This window comes from Flavobacterium sp. Flavsp81 (assembly GCF_059491325.1).
The window spans coordinates 2,263,384-2,278,095 of record NZ_CP168505.1 but is presented as its reverse complement, the minus strand read 5'-3'; the positions used below and the strand labels follow the sequence as shown (position 1 = coordinate 2,278,095).

Here is a 14,712-nt window from a genome sequence, read left to right as displayed (position 1 = left end):
TCCTTTTGTGAAGAGAAACGAAACAAAAGATAAAGCCGAAAGCCTGATAGTTGCCTTTTTTCGGGCAAACGACACGCTTAAAATAATAAACTAACTAACCATGAGGAATAAAAAAATATTAACTATTGGGGTTTTTACCCTCTTTACTGTTGGAAATATGAACGCACAGAAAAAGCCATATCTGGATAAAAATAAAACGATAGAACAACGCATTGATTTGCTTTTGCCATTAATGACTTTGGAGGAAAAGGCGGGTCAAATGAATCAGTATAATGGTTTTTGGGATGTTACCGGACCAGCACCAAAAGGAGGTTCTGCAGAATTGAAATATGAACATTTGCGAAAAGGATGGGTAGGAAGTATGCTGACAGTTCGCGGTGTGAAAGAAGTTCGTGCCGTACAGAAAATTGCAGTTGAAGAAACGCGTTTGGGAATTCCGCTGATTATTGGTTTTGACGTAATTCACGGTTATAAAACGTTGAGCCCAATTCCATTGGCAGAATCAGCAAGCTGGGATTTGGAAGCGATTAAAAAATCGGCAGCTATTGCAGCAGATGAAGCTTCGGCATCCGGAATTAACTGGACTTTTGGACCAAATGTAGATGTTGCCAATGATGCTCGTTGGGGGCGTGTTATGGAAGGCGCCGGAGAAGATCCGTATTTAGGAAGCAAGATTGCAACGGCAAGAGTAAAAGGTTTTCAGGGAGAAACAATTGCTGATTTGGCCAAAATCAATACGATTGCAGCATGTGCAAAACATTTTGCCGCATACGGGTATGTTGAAGCAGGACTGGAATATAACATTGTTGATATCAGTAATTCTAAATTATATAATTCGGTTTTGCCTCCGTTTAAAGCAGCTGTAGATGCAGGAATCCGTACGTTTATGAATTCATTTAATACCCTGAATGGTGTTCCTGCAACCGGAAATGCATTTTTACAAAGAGATATTCTGAAAGGAAAATGGAAATTTGACGGTTTTGTAATTTCAGATTATGCTTCGATTCGTGAAATGATTGCGCACGGTTATGCAAAAGACGAAGAAGATGCGGCTCTAAAAGCTGTAATTGCGGGTTCTGACATGGATATGGAATCATATTTGTATGTTGCTAAATTAGTAGGTTTAGTAAAAGAAGGAAAAGTAAAAGAGGCGATGATTGATGATGCTGTCCGCAGAATTTTACGTGTGAAATTTGAATTAGGCTTATTTGATGATCCGTACAGATATTGTGACGAGAAACGCGAAAAAGAAATTGTTGGAAGTAAAGGCAATAATGACGGTGTTCTTGACATGGCTAAAAAATCTATCGTGCTTTTAAAAAATGATAAAAATTTGCTTCCGCTAAAGAAATCCGGACAAAAAATTGCTTTGATAGGTGCTTTGGCAAATGATAAAACCAGCCCGTTGGGAAGCTGGAGAATTGCGGCTGATGACAATACAGCGGTTTCGGTTTTAGAAGGAATGCAGCAATATAAAGACAATAAACTGACTTTTGAAAAAGGTCATGACCTGACGGTTGGGAAAATTTCGTTTTTGGATGAGGTTATTTTTAATACAACAGACAAAAGTGGATTTGAAGCAGCGAAAACTGCAGCAAAAAACGCTGATGTAGTGGTAATGGTTTTAGGAGAACATGGTTTTCAAAGCGGTGAGGGCAGAAGCAGGACCGATCTTAACTTGCCTGGTTTACAACAGGAATTGCTTGAAGAAATTTATAAAGTAAATCCAAATGTTGTTTTGGTTTTAAACAACGGACGTCCGTTGAGTATTCCATGGGCAGCAGAAAATGTTCCTGCAATTGTTGAAGCATGGCATCTTGGAACTCAAAACGGAAATGCTGTTGCGCAAGTATTATATGGAGATTATAATCCGAGCGGAAAATTGCCTATGTCTTTCCCGAGAAATGTAGGTCAGGTGCCAATTTATTACAATAAATACAGTACTGGAAGACCTGTAAATACGGATAAAAATGTATTTTGGACGCATTATACGGATGTTGAGAAAACACCTCAGTTTCCGTTTGGTTTTGGTTTGAGTTATACCAAATTTGATTATAAAAACCTGAAACTAAACAAAACTGATTTCACAAAAGGAGAAACTGTTAAGGTTTCCGTTGAAGTTACAAATTCAGGAAATTATGACGGAAAAGAAGTAGTGCAATTATACATTCATGATGAGTTTGCAAGTATTATCCGCCCGATTAAAGAATTAAAAGGTTTTGAATTAGTTAATTTGAAAAAAGGAGAAACTAAAACAATATCTTTTACTTTAACAGATAAGGAACTTGGTTTCTACGATAATGAAGGAAATTATCTGGTTGAGCCGGGAACTTTTAAAATCATGGTTGGAGGAAGCTCTGATAAAGGTTTGACGAGTGGTTTTGAATTGAAATAAAAAAACATTTTAATATTCAAACCCGACAGGTATTTAAAAAACCCTGTCGGGTTATTTTTTTTGATTTGATTTGAAGTATTAATAAATTTCCAAAATCATCAATTCATTATTTGAAATAAAGGATTCAATAATTTCTTTTTTTGAAATTAGAAGTTCAGCAATGTTTTGTGTTTTTATTAAAAGTTTTTAAAATTATAACTTTTGGAGGTGCTCCTTTTAAAAGTAGCAATTTTTCGAAATCATCATCGTGAATTAATATTGTAAGTTGGTTTTGCTTTGCAAATTCCCAAATATCAATATCTTTTGCGGGTTGATTTATTTTAATGTCTTTAGAATGAAAACAGTCTGAAAAATCATTTTCAATCAGTTTAATAATTCTCCAGGAAATATTTGCATCCAGAAGTAATTTCATTATGCTGCAATTATTTTTGTTATGTTTTCTCTGTTTGCAGCAAATGCAAGAGATGCAAGAATATCTTCTTTTTTTAATTCAGGAAAATCTTCAATAATATCTTCAAAAGACATTCCTGTAGATAGCCATGAAAGAATATCAGAAACACAGATTCTTGTACCTTTAATAACAGGTTTTCCAAATCTTATATCAGGATCTATAGAAATTAAGTTTTGCCAATTATCCATAATTTTATTATTTACACAAATTTACAAAAATAAAGTACTAATTTGGATTTAAAATATTTGGGATTGTTTTTATCTTTAAAATCTTAAAACTTCAACCATCAAACCAAAACAATGAAATATAACAGATGTGGAAAAAGTGGGTTATTATTACCTGAAATCTCTTTAGGATTATGGCATAATTTCGGATCAGTAGATAATTTTGAAAATGCAGAAAGCATTGCTAAAGAAGCTTTTGATAAAGGAATTACTCATTTTGATTTAGCGAATAATTATGGGCCGGTTCCAGGTTCAGCCGAAGAGAATTTCGGTAAAATATTATGGCATAATTTTCAGGGAAATCTGCGTGATGAAATCGTAATTTCGACAAAAGCCGGTTATACTATGTGGAACGGGCCATATGGTGATTGGGGTTCCCGAAAATATTTATTGTCAAGTTTGGATCAGAGTTTAAAACGTATGAATATTGATTATGTAGATATTTTTTATTCGCATCGTCCGGATCCCGAAACTCCAATCGAAGAAACGATGATGGCTCTGGATCATGCAGTAAGATGCGGGAAAGCTTTGTATGTTGGGATCAGTAATTATTCTGCAGAACAAACCAGGGTTGCCGTTGATGTTTTAAAACAATTAGGAACGCCTTGTTTAATTCATCAGGCTAAATATTCGATGTTGGTACGTTGGGTAGAAGATGGTTTACTGGATGTTTTAGAAGAAAAAGGAGTAGGCTGTATTGCCTTTTCACCTTTGGCACAAGGACTTCTGACAGATAAATATCTAAACGGAATTCCGGAAAATTCCAGGGCTCATAATCCAAACGGACATTTAAAAGAAGATGAGGTTACAGCAGAACGTATTCAAAAATTAATTCAATTAAATGAAATTGCCCAAAACAGAAATCAGTCTTTGGCACAAATGGCTTTGGCATGGTTGCAAAAAGACAAACGAATTACTTCGGTTTTAATTGGTGCGAGTTCTGTACGTCAATTAAATAATAATGTTGATTGTTTGCAAAGTCTTGATTTTTCTTCAGATGAATTAAATGCAATCGAATCAATTCTAAAATAATTTTATAAACTCTTCCATGTTTGATCATCTTAAAAATAAGTTCCCGATTGAAGACCATAAATGGGAGAGTTATATAAACTGTTTTCATAAACTTGAGGTTTCTGCAAAAACAATTCTTTTAAATGAAGGAGAAATTTCTGAAAAGATCTTTATTATTGAAAAAGGCTGTGTTAGATGCTCGTTTAATAAAGACGGAAAAGATTTAACGCTGCAATTCTTTTTGGAAGGCGGAATGGTTGCTTCTATTGAAAGTTTCAGAAAGAAAATTCCAAGTCCCATTTCGGTCGAAACCATTGAACCAAGCGTTTTATGGTATATTGATAAAAAAGATGTTGACAGCATTCTTAATGATTTACTTGAAATTCCGGAATTAAGAGAGAAAATTATTGACCTTATTTTTGAGCGTACTTTCGATTATATAAAACAATTTGTTTCTTTTATAAAAGATTCGCCGGAACAGCGTTATCAAAACATTTTAAAAGAAAACCCACAGATTATTAAACGTATTCCACAGCATTACATCGCTTCTTATTTAGGAATTACTTCGGTTCATTTAAGTCGGATAAAAAATAAATTATGCAAATAAAACCAATTTGCATTTGATAACAAATGTTATCGCCAAGCCATTTACTGCACACTAATTTTGCTTCATAAAATTTAAACAATACTTAAAATTTAAGCGTTATGAAAGCAGCAGTAATTTATAAAAAGAGCGAATTACCACAATACACCAATTTCCCGGATCCAATTATCGAAAATGAGAATCATCTTTTAATCTCGGTTAAGGCATCAGCAGTTAAAAATTTAGATAAAAACATAGCAAGCGGAAAGCATTACTCAGCAGTTGCTGAAGAAACTGCAAAAGTCGCAGGTGGGGACGGAGTAGGAATACTTGAAGACGGCACCAGAGTTTATGCACTAGGTGTGACAGGAATGATTGCCGAAAAAGCAATTGTGGATAAAAACAAAATGGTAAAAGTTCCTGATGGCCTTGATGATTGTACCGCATCGGCATTGCCAAATGCAGTTGCAGGATCAGCAATGGCTTTGCGTTTTAGGGCCAATATCCAAAAAGGAGAAACTGTTTTAATAAACGGGGCAACCGGAGTTACAGGAAAAATAGCCATTCAGCTTGCAAAACATTATGGAGCAGCAAGGATAATTGTTACCGGCAGAAATGAGCAGACTTTAAAATCATTGTTGGATTTAGGGGCAGATGAATATGTAATTCTTACGCAGCCGGATGATGATTTTAAAGCACAGATCAGGCAGATTCATGTTAATACACCAATTGATATTATTATTGATTATTTATGGGGACATTCAGCCGAATTAATTCTAAAAGCATTAAAAGGCGAAGGTTCATTCACCCATAATACCAGATTTGTTTCTGTAGGCTCATTGGCAGGAGATTCAATTCAATTATCATCTGAAATCTTACGAAGTGTTGATCTTCAATTATCCGGTTCAGGTTTAGGAAGCTGGACTAAAGAGGAAATGAAAAAGCTGGTAACTGATATTTTACCTGAAATGTTTGAGTTGGCAGCTTCTAAAAAGTTAGTTATAGAAACCGTTTCGATTCATATAAAAGATATCGAAAAAGCCTGGGATATGAATATTCCCGATGGCAAAAGATTGGTAATTACAATTTAAGTAGAGGCGCACAGCAGTGCGTCTTTATACACAACGTACACGTAACGTAGACGCACTGCTGTGCGCCTCTACGTCCGTTGTGTTTAATTTTTATTTTATAACAGCAGCCAATCCACCGCCGCTTGCTAAGTGATATTTTAATTTTGTAGTTGAATCTACGGTTATAATTTCTCTTTTATAATCTACTGCAGCTTTATCAGCATTTATTCCGTCTGAGAAAATTTCAGCTTCGTATTTTTTGCCTTTTTCGAGGAATGAAAAATCAATTGTTATATCTCTGGAGTCCCAATTCGTAATTGCTCCTAAATACCATGTTGAAGCTTTTCTTCTTGCCAATGCTACAAACTTGCCAACTTCGCCATCTATTGCCACAGTTTCATCAAAAGTCGTTGGAGTTTTGGCAATAAAATCAGTGCTTTCCTGTTCTTTCATATAAGCCGTAGGACTATCAGCCATCATTTGTAAAGGCGCTTCAAAAATAGTGTAAAGTGCCAATTGATGACATCTTGTTCCCTGACTTACCGGATTTGCATTACTTGGTTTGAATTCGCTTTTTGTTGCATTTCGCATAGCACCCGGCGTATAATCCATTGGACCGGCCATCATTCGGATAAACGGAATAGAACAATCGTAAGTCGGAACATCATCATTTGGTGTCCATTTATTATTCTCTAAACCTTTTACGCCTTCAAAATTTAGTATATTCGGGAAAGTACGCTGAATTCCGGTAGGTTTATACATGCCATGAAAATCTATTAGCAAGTGATTGTCTGCTGCTTTTTGAGCAATATCATAAACCGAATTTACCATTTTGGCATCATCACGATCTATGAAATCAACTTTGAAACCTTTGACTCCTAAATTAGCATAATTCTTTAAAATGCCTTCAGTGTTTTTTGTCAAAGCCATCCAGGAACTCCATAAAATAATACCCACATTATGTTCTTTTCCGTATGCGATTAAAGCTTCCAAATCTACGTTCGGGCTATGTTTCATTATGTCATCTTCAAGGCTCCAGCCTTCATCCAAAACCACATATTCAACTTTGTTTTTTGAGGCAAAATCAATGTAGTATTTATAAGTTTCTGTATTAATTCCGGCTTTAAAATCAACATTATAAATGTTCCAGTCGTTCCACCAGTCCCAGGCTACTTTTCCGGGTCTAATCCAGCTGATATCTTTGATTTTTGCTGGCTCGGATAATTTCTGAACCATATCGTTATTGGCTAAGTCTTTGTCGCTTTCAGATATAACAAGAATTCTCCAGGGGAAACTTCGCGTTCCTTTTGTTTTGACTAAATAATCAGCTCTTTCTGTAATAAGCAGGTTGATATTATTGAAACCTCCGTTTTTTTCCTGCAATGGATATTTGGAAAAATGGGATTGAAATCCGGATTTCGAAGCATTATTAGTTACAAATAATCCCGGATAATCCTGAAGACTGGCTTCAAGAAAAACCGCTTTTTTATGGTTTTTAAAATCAATTAAAAAGGGTAGAAAAGCTAACGTATCTTTCGCAAATTCGCTGATTTTTTTGTTTTCATAATGTGCTTCAAACGAAGAAATACAGGGGTCTTTTGGATTTCTCAAATCACGCACATACGGCATTAAAGTATTGTAATCCTGGTCAAAATTTAAAGTAACTTCTTCTGATTTAACCGTAATGTCTTTTTTCTTTTGTGTTAGGAACCGATAGGCGGCACCATCATCAAAAACACGATATTCAATGCTGAATCCATTTTTGAAATTTAAAAGCAGGAGATTGTACTGATTCTTTATTGTGCTTTTTTTGTAAAAAGGAGATTCAAATGAAGTATTTACTTTTTCTCTTTTTGAATTCAAAACCAAAGCATTTTTTCCTAAAACTTCATTTTGATCTAAAGTCATTGAAATAGAGGAAGGTGCCAGAATTTGATTTTTTTCATGCAGGACTGACCATGTTATTTTTTCGTTGACTAAAATGCTGACCTTAATTTTTCCGTTAGGAGATGTTACAACAAAGTCTTTCTGGGCTTCCTGTGAAAATGAGACATTAAAAAAAAGCAGTGCTAAAGCAAAAAATATTCCTTTTTTCATTATTCGGTTATTTGAGTATAATGGCAAATTTAATTAACCATACGAGTTATAAAGTATATTTTATAAATTTATTTAAGCTGTCCTCTCAAATGAAACTTACATAACTTATATGGTTAAATGTTTTTTTAAACTAAGATTTACTTTAGTTTACAATTGTATTTTTTTATGATTTTTAAAGTCGACTTATCAGATGAAAAAACCGAATTTAGTCCTTGTGGTTCCTGCGGAGGGTCAGTTGTTAAAGGATCGCCGGGATTCCATTTTCCAGTTTCGTTTACCGGTTTTCCTTCACCGCCAAAACCCCAAAAATTCGCTGCCTGCAAGGGCCCTTTATTAGCTACACTTTCTGCAACCCTGCTAAAGATATAGTTGTAAAAAACATCTCTGTTTGCAACAGATGAACTATTTAGTAAGCTCTCATTTTCTCTTGGCAAACCAAATTCTTCAATGATAATGGGACGTTTTAAATTATTGGCTACTTTTACATGTTTGTCGATATAAATTCCGGCATTTTCTAAAGTTGTCGGTAACGTTTTTTCGGCATTATCCGCCTTGAACCAATTCCAGTTTTTTGGCCAGATGTGCATCGTTAAATAATCGATATTCGGATTTTGATGTGTTCTCTCAAAAATTTCTATGATGTCATTTGAGCTGTTTAATCCTTCTGAACCTGTAGAAATCAAATGATTCTTGTCTAAACTATCAATTAAATCCACAATGTTATTTAGCCAGGCTGTAAATTTTGCTTCATTTTCTACAGTAAAAAGTCTAGGCTCATTACCAACCTGCCAAGCCATTATCGTGTTGTCTTCTGTATATTTCTTTTTAGAATAAGAGTTTGTTCTGCCAATAATAAACTTCACATGGTTATTCAAAGCTTCCATACAAGGTTCACAGCTATGGAATTGCTCCGTATATGACATGAATTGAGGCCAGGTATTTGGTGCGATTGCCGGAACAGGAACTGGCCCCTTGCCATTCCATTCCAAATACTGCGACATTCCGCCTGACCATTCCCAGTTGTTTGTCAAATACAAAACTGCGTACATTTTGCGCTTGTTCATTTCATTAATAAGGAAATCCAGACCATCAAGTAAATCTTCGTCATATTTTCCCTGCTCATATTGTAGTGCCGGACGAACTGTAAAATCATATTTTCCGCCATCAGCACCAACGAGGATACGTAAGTTGTCAATACCGTTTTTTTTCATTAAATCAAGTTCGCGAAGTAATCTTTTACGATCCCCAATTTTTTTTGAAGCCAGTAAACTTCCATACCAATAATTTGTTCCAATGTATGAATATGGCGTATCACCTTTATAAAATTGCGTTCCTTTTACGGTAATTTTTGGAAGCTGTTTTTGTGCCTGACTATTTAAATTCGCCAGGCAAAAGACAAGCATAATTAATTTTGAAATAGAATTTTTCATGGTTTTATAAATTGATAATTTATTTTTTTTCAATAACAACAAAAACAGATGAACGGGCTGGCAAAGTTATATTTGTTCCTTTTGTCGTTTCTGCTGAAAATGGTTTTAAGGAAGCGTAATTAGTTGGTCCTCCTGCTACTAAAGTTGGACCGGCTCCGTTTATAATTACTTTTCTTGAAAATTCACCATTATCTGTATCACCAACTAAAGTGTACCAAAACATTCTTTTTCCGGTAAGGAAATTGTTAAGTTTTACTTTTATGCTAATTGGAGTTGTTGCTTTATTTACAAAGGCCAGACCTGCTTTTCCATCAGAAAATGAGGAGGCATACACTTCATAATTTCCGTTAGCATCTTTATTGGCTTCGATCAAACGATCTCCCATATATTTTTGAAAATAATACATGTGGTAGAATGCCGGTCGGGGTGTGCCTTTAGGGATGTTTGGTTCGTCCCCGTTGCTAAATGTTCCGTGATCATTTCCGTTTTCCCAGGCATTTGCTAAATCCCAACGGGCAGCAAGGCCAATTTTGTTTTTTAAAACTTCTCCCAAAATCAAAACTGCGTGCATTCCGTTTATATGCGAAACCTGCTGTTTGCTTCCGGTTGAGAAAATATTCCATTCATCTAATGCAAAAGGTTTGATTTCATTACTTGTTGCAGTTAATTCATTTTTGCAAAAAGTCATCATTTCGGCAGTTACTTTTTTAGGGGTTTCTAAAATTTCTGCTGCAGGGGCATTTGTATTATAATTGGTGTAATAATTATGAATCACATAATAATCGGCACTCCCATTGATGTTGCTGAGCAATTTATTATTCCATGTTTTATAACAATCAGGCACATAGCTGGCAGGAGTATTTTCGACCATTATAGCTCCAATCCTGATGTTTGTGTTTCCAACCGCTGCCGCAGCTGTACGCATGGCTGCTGCTATTATTTTAAAATGTTCGGCATATAATTTTCCGTTTAAAAGTTCAGGCTGCCCATCTTTATTGTTTGCTGTGTTGATTCTGTAACTTGCTTCCCAATCGGCATACACCTCATTGCCAATTTCCCAATATTGTGTTCTTCCATTATCATAAGTTACCCAGTCTGCCGCTAGTTTTGCAGCATCTGCAACAGGATTTACACCAGTTCCATATCTGGCATAACCATAATTTACAGTAATAATTCCTTTACTGTTGGTTGATTGCAAAAGCTGATAATAATTATCTAATGAAATCGTCCAGTCACCATCATTTTTACCATACCAAAATCCGGATTCTACTTCAGTACCATCGGCTTTTATTAATTTTGAAGGAGCTGTTGAAGGAGCATTTAACGCATTCCAAAAATAAACATCGCTAATACTTCCGCCGGGAAATCTGATGATATTAGGTTTCAGATTTGTTATGTCATTTACCAGAGTTGTATTGGTAATCATTTTTCCGGACCATAAATTGGCATTGTTTCCGTAAATGGAGCTGGGAATTTTAGTAATTACATTGGCATAATCAATGGTAACAGTAGAAGTTGTTGTTTCAGGAACTGCAGCAACCGTATAATTGGTTGGAGACGTTAAGCTTTTAGATGTCCAATTATCCAGAAAAAAACCAATTGTATTTGATACTGAAGGATCTGTTTGTGGTTTTATTACAGGATCTTCCGGCGTTGGTGTTGGGTCAGGAGAATTATCGTCTTGTTTTGAGCAAGATGAAAGTTGTAATAAAAGAATACTGACTGTTACGAGGATTAATTTTTTCATCTTTGATTATTTAGGTAATTCGTACATTTTTGGCAAAGAATTTACCAAAGCCGATTTCGTTTTTGTACTATATGTTTTAAAATCAGAAGTGTTGGAAACAGAGCCATTTGGAACAAAATAACCGTGGTCGCTAACTATCTGTTCTGAGAAAGGTTAGTAAATGTTAAAAGCGTAAAGCTGATAAAGCTGTTTTTAGAAAAATGTTTTCATTTTTAATTTTTTAGTTAGTTTAAGTTTTGGTTAGTTTAAGTCTAATTCTTAGTGAGTTTAACCTGAATATCATCAGCAAATAAGGTTCCGGTACAAGCACTCATTGCGACTATAATTCGGTATTCTTTTGCTCCGTACGGAATTTGAAAAGATTTTTTAAAAAAGGTCCAGTCAGTTGTACCGGTTATAGTTCCTATTGTCTGGTCCTCGGATGCTTTAGTGGTTTCGTCTTTTTTAAATTCAATAATAAACATGCCTTTATTCCAGACTTCTTTGCCTTGTTGGATATCTGTTGCTTTTAGCCAGCCTGAAACTTCTATAACTCTATTTTCTTCATTAATTGGGGCTGCCTGATAAATGGCGTTCCATTCGGGAGTTTTTGAAATTATTTCTACAGCCGAATTACCTTCTTTTTTATCTGTTGTAGTAATTATTCCGGGTCCGCTCCAGGAATTTAAGAGTTCTTCAAAATTTCCGTTTGAAAACTGTTTTACATTTGTGATTATTTTTTGACCCTCCGCAACTGTAATTATCGGATTTAATCTAAAATAATCTTCTTCGGAAAGTGCAATAGCTTTTACGTCATCAAAAAATATTGAACCGTTTGTTTGCGCCAAAGCCAGCATTATTCTTATTTTTTGTGCTTTTTCAGGAACCAGAATAGTTTTTTTGTAATTGATCCACGGTGTAGTTCCTATTATTTGGGCAATATTTTCTGAAGTGATTTTTTTTTCGGCTCCATTTGTAAATTCTGCAACCATAAGACCGGCGTTATAAGCTTCTTTGCCAGTTTCAATCTGATCTGCTTTTACCCAGGCACTAAATGTTATGGCATAGGTGTTTTTCGGAATTGTCATAATTTGGTCTATCGATTTCCATTCTGCACCTGCAAACTGATTGATGACAACACTATTTTGACCTGTTTTTTTGTCATAAGGAGAAATAGTTCCGACATCTCCACGCCAATTTGTTGTTTCAGATTCAAAACCACCATTTTTAACTAAATTGATTTGTGCATTGCTTATTGCACTAAAAAATAATAAACTAAAGAAAAAGATTTGTTTCATAATCGTTGTTTTTTAATGCAATAAATAATTTATAAAGTTTAAAGTCTGATTCTTTGAATAAGCTCTAAACAGGCGCGGCTGTTATGATACGGACATTTCCAAAAACCGGCTTTGTCTTTTTCCATCAAAGAATGATCACGATAAACACCCCAGAACCATTCTCCGTTTTTAGAATCGATTATGTGGGTTTTTATAAAATTCCAGTTTTTAAAAATGATGTCCAGATAATTTTCATCTCCGGTTAATTGATAAGCGTTATAAAAACCAATTAAGGCTTCGGCCTGGACCCACCAATGTTTTTCGGCAATTAACTCATTCTTTTCAGGATCAAATTCATAACATAAACCTCCGTCGGCATCTAATCCTTCTTTGGTAGCTTCTGCTATCTGTACTGCATGTTTTTTATAACTGGCAATCAGGGTTTCGTCTTCTGAAATTTCTGCACATTGCAATAAAAGCCACCCGGCTTCGATATCATGTCCATACGAAATGACATCCGGTTTTTCAGTCCAGTTTTCATCAAAAAACAAATGCAGATGCCCTGTTTCTGTATTAATGAAATATTTTTCTATGGTTTGCAGCAATTCGATAATGTCATTATGTAGTGCTTTGTCTTTCCAGACTTTAAACAAATTTGCATATGCTTCGATGATATGCAAATGCGTATTCATTGTTTTCTTTTCATTTGCATCTTTGGCACTCAGACGCAAATCTTCAATAGGCTGCCAATCTCTTGTAAAAGCTTCTAAATAGCCTTTATTTACAGGGTCATAACTGTGTTTTTGTATTTTTAAATATAAATTAATGGCTATTGCCAACGCTTTATCATCTTTAGAAATGGCATAATATTCTGACAATCCATAAATAGCAAAGGCCAAAGCATAAATTTGATTTTTAGTGTCTTTTGGCGTTTTATCAACATTGATACTCCAAAATAAACCTCCAAATTCAGCATCATAAAAATACTTTGAAAGGAATTCGAAAGCCCGTCCCGCCATTTTTTTATGCTCTTCATTTTTGGTAACCTGATAGCTTGAAGAGTATGACCATAAAATTCTTGCATTTAAAACGGAACCTTTTTCAGCATCAGGAATGACTTCTTCATTATAATCTATCTGGCCAATGAAACCGTCATTTTGAATATCGATCGTGTTTTTTGACCAATAATTTAAAATAGAATCCAGTTCATTAGATAACTCGGTTTTAAGTTGCTTTAGTTTTGCTGACACGATGTATTAAATTGAATTATTTTTTTCAATTTGGTCGATAATTGTATTTACAGAACCTGCAGATATAAAAGTATCCGATGGTGCATTAGTTACATAATCAACAAGTTTTGCTACCGATGAAACCGCAACATGCATTCTCGTATCAGATGAAGCGTAATATACATAAACAGTTCCGTCAGTATCTTCAATCCATCCGTTTGAAAATAATACATTCGATACATCTCCAATTCTTTCAATGTCTTCAGGTCCCATAAAATGACCTGCCGGAACGTGCGTTACTTTTGTAATGTCATTTAAGTCAGTCATAAACATATATAAAGTATAACGAAGACCGGCAGCAGTATTTCGAACGCCATGTGCTAAATGCAGCCAGCCTTTTTCGGTTTTGATAGGAGCGGGGCCAAGACCGTTTTTTAATTCGTAAATAGTATGATATTGTTTCCCGAAGATGATTTTTTCGTCTTTTACAACCGGGTTTGTCATATCATCGACATAACCTAAACCAATTCCGCCACCAGCTCCAACATCAATAAAACCATCTTGCGGGCGTGTGTATAAAGCATATTTGCCATTTACGAATTCCGGATGCAAAACAACATTTCGTTGTTGGCCTGTATTCGAAATTAAGTCAGGCAGTCTTTCCCAGTTTACCAAATCTTTTGAACGTACAATTCCTGCATTGGCTATAGCAGAACTTGTATCGCTTTTTGGTGCTTTCGGATCTTTTCTTTCTGTACAAAAAATACCATAAATCCAGCCATCTTCATGGTTAATCAAACGCATGTCATATACATTTGTATCAGGTACTTCGGTTTGAGGAATAACGCATGGTTTTTCCCAAAATTGAAAATTATCTATTCCGTTTGGACTTTCTGCAATAGCAAAAAAAGATTTACGGTCAATGCCTTCAACACGAACGGCCAGTAAATATTTGTCATTCCATTTTATTGCACCCGCATTAAAGGCAGCGTTCATTCCGATACGCTCCTGCAAAAATGGATTTGTTTTTTCGTTTAAATCAAAACGCCAGTTTAACGGAACATGTGCAGCAGTAACCACAGGGTTTTTGTAACGTTGGTAAATTCCATTACCTATTGTGTTTTGAGGCTCGTTTTTTTGCTCTAAAAGGGCTTTATGTTCTTTTTCTAATGCTACTTTTCTATCTTGAAATATAGTTGAAGTTGTTATTGTTGCCATA

General features: G+C 35.1%; 12 protein-coding genes. 4 read left to right on the top strand and 8 right to left on the bottom strand.

Translation table 11 applies throughout. The features are described 5' to 3' along the window. Window positions 1-100 precede the first annotated feature (100 nt). Window positions 101-2,395: a beta-glucosidase BglX gene (gene bglX, locus ACEN92_RS09215; RefSeq protein ID WP_495642074.1), complete on the top strand. Its 2,295-nt coding sequence runs from the start codon at window positions 101-103 to the stop codon at window positions 2,393-2,395. A gap of 154 nt (window positions 2,396-2,549) precedes the next feature. On the opposite strand, the gene ACEN92_RS09210 is transcribed toward bglX, so the two are convergent. Continuing rightward, the gene (locus ACEN92_RS09210; RefSeq protein WP_495642073.1) at window positions 2,550-2,807 is read right to left on the bottom strand and encodes a DUF5615 family PIN-like protein; all 258 of its coding nucleotides are present in this window, start codon (window positions 2,805-2,807) and stop codon (window positions 2,550-2,552) included. Next, the gene (locus ACEN92_RS09205) at window positions 2,807-3,037 is read right to left on the bottom strand and encodes a DUF433 domain-containing protein (protein ID WP_495642334.1); all 231 of its coding nucleotides are present in this window, start codon (window positions 3,035-3,037) and stop codon (window positions 2,807-2,809) included. Before ACEN92_RS09205 ends, ACEN92_RS09210 begins: the two co-directional genes overlap by 1 nt. 108 nt (window positions 3,038-3,145) lie before the next feature. Between ACEN92_RS09205 and mgrA the strand changes: the two genes are divergently transcribed. From mgrA to ACEN92_RS09190, 3 genes are all read left to right on the top strand, one after another. Next, window positions 3,146-4,102: an L-glyceraldehyde 3-phosphate reductase gene (mgrA, locus tag ACEN92_RS09200; protein WP_495642072.1), complete on the top strand. Its 957-nt coding sequence runs from the start codon at window positions 3,146-3,148 to the stop codon at window positions 4,100-4,102. A gap of 16 nt (window positions 4,103-4,118) precedes the next feature. After that, window positions 4,119-4,688, top strand: coding sequence for a Crp/Fnr family transcriptional regulator (locus ACEN92_RS09195; protein WP_495642071.1), 570 nt, complete (start codon window positions 4,119-4,121; stop codon window positions 4,686-4,688). A 98-nt stretch (window positions 4,689-4,786) separates the two neighbouring features. Next, window positions 4,787-5,755: a quinone oxidoreductase family protein gene (locus ACEN92_RS09190; protein WP_495642070.1), complete on the top strand. Its 969-nt coding sequence runs from the start codon at window positions 4,787-4,789 to the stop codon at window positions 5,753-5,755. 90 nt (window positions 5,756-5,845) lie between these two features. On the opposite strand, the gene ACEN92_RS09185 is transcribed toward ACEN92_RS09190, so the two are convergent. From ACEN92_RS09185 to ACEN92_RS09160, 6 genes are all read right to left on the bottom strand, one after another. Continuing rightward, entirely contained in the window at window positions 5,846-7,831 is a 1,986-nt protein-coding gene (locus ACEN92_RS09185; protein ID WP_495642069.1) for a retaining alpha-galactosidase, read from the bottom strand. Between the two features lie 137 nt (window positions 7,832-7,968). Further along, a complete protein-coding gene (locus ACEN92_RS09180) occupies window positions 7,969-9,261 on the bottom strand; it encodes a glycoside hydrolase 5 family protein (protein WP_495642068.1) in 1,293 nt (430 codons plus the stop codon). Between the two features lie 19 nt (window positions 9,262-9,280). Beyond that, window positions 9,281-11,008 (bottom strand): alpha-L-arabinofuranosidase, encoded by a 1,728-nt coding sequence (locus ACEN92_RS09175; RefSeq protein ID WP_495642067.1) that lies wholly within the window; start codon window positions 11,006-11,008, stop codon window positions 9,281-9,283. Window positions 11,009-11,259: 251 nt separating this feature from the next. Then, window positions 11,260-12,285 (bottom strand): carbohydrate binding domain-containing protein, encoded by a 1,026-nt coding sequence (locus ACEN92_RS09170; protein ID WP_495642066.1) that lies wholly within the window; start codon window positions 12,283-12,285, stop codon window positions 11,260-11,262. 38 nt (window positions 12,286-12,323) lie between these two features. Next, complete coding sequence (locus tag ACEN92_RS09165) at window positions 12,324-13,514, bottom strand: AGE family epimerase/isomerase (protein ID WP_495642065.1); 1,191 nt, start codon at window positions 13,512-13,514, stop codon at window positions 12,324-12,326. Window positions 13,515-13,520: 6 nt separating this feature from the next. Further along, window positions 13,521-14,711, bottom strand: a complete 1,191-nt coding sequence (locus ACEN92_RS09160) for a glycoside hydrolase family 130 protein (protein WP_495642064.1) — start codon at window positions 14,709-14,711, stop codon at window positions 13,521-13,523. Window position 14,712 lies beyond the last annotated feature (1 nt).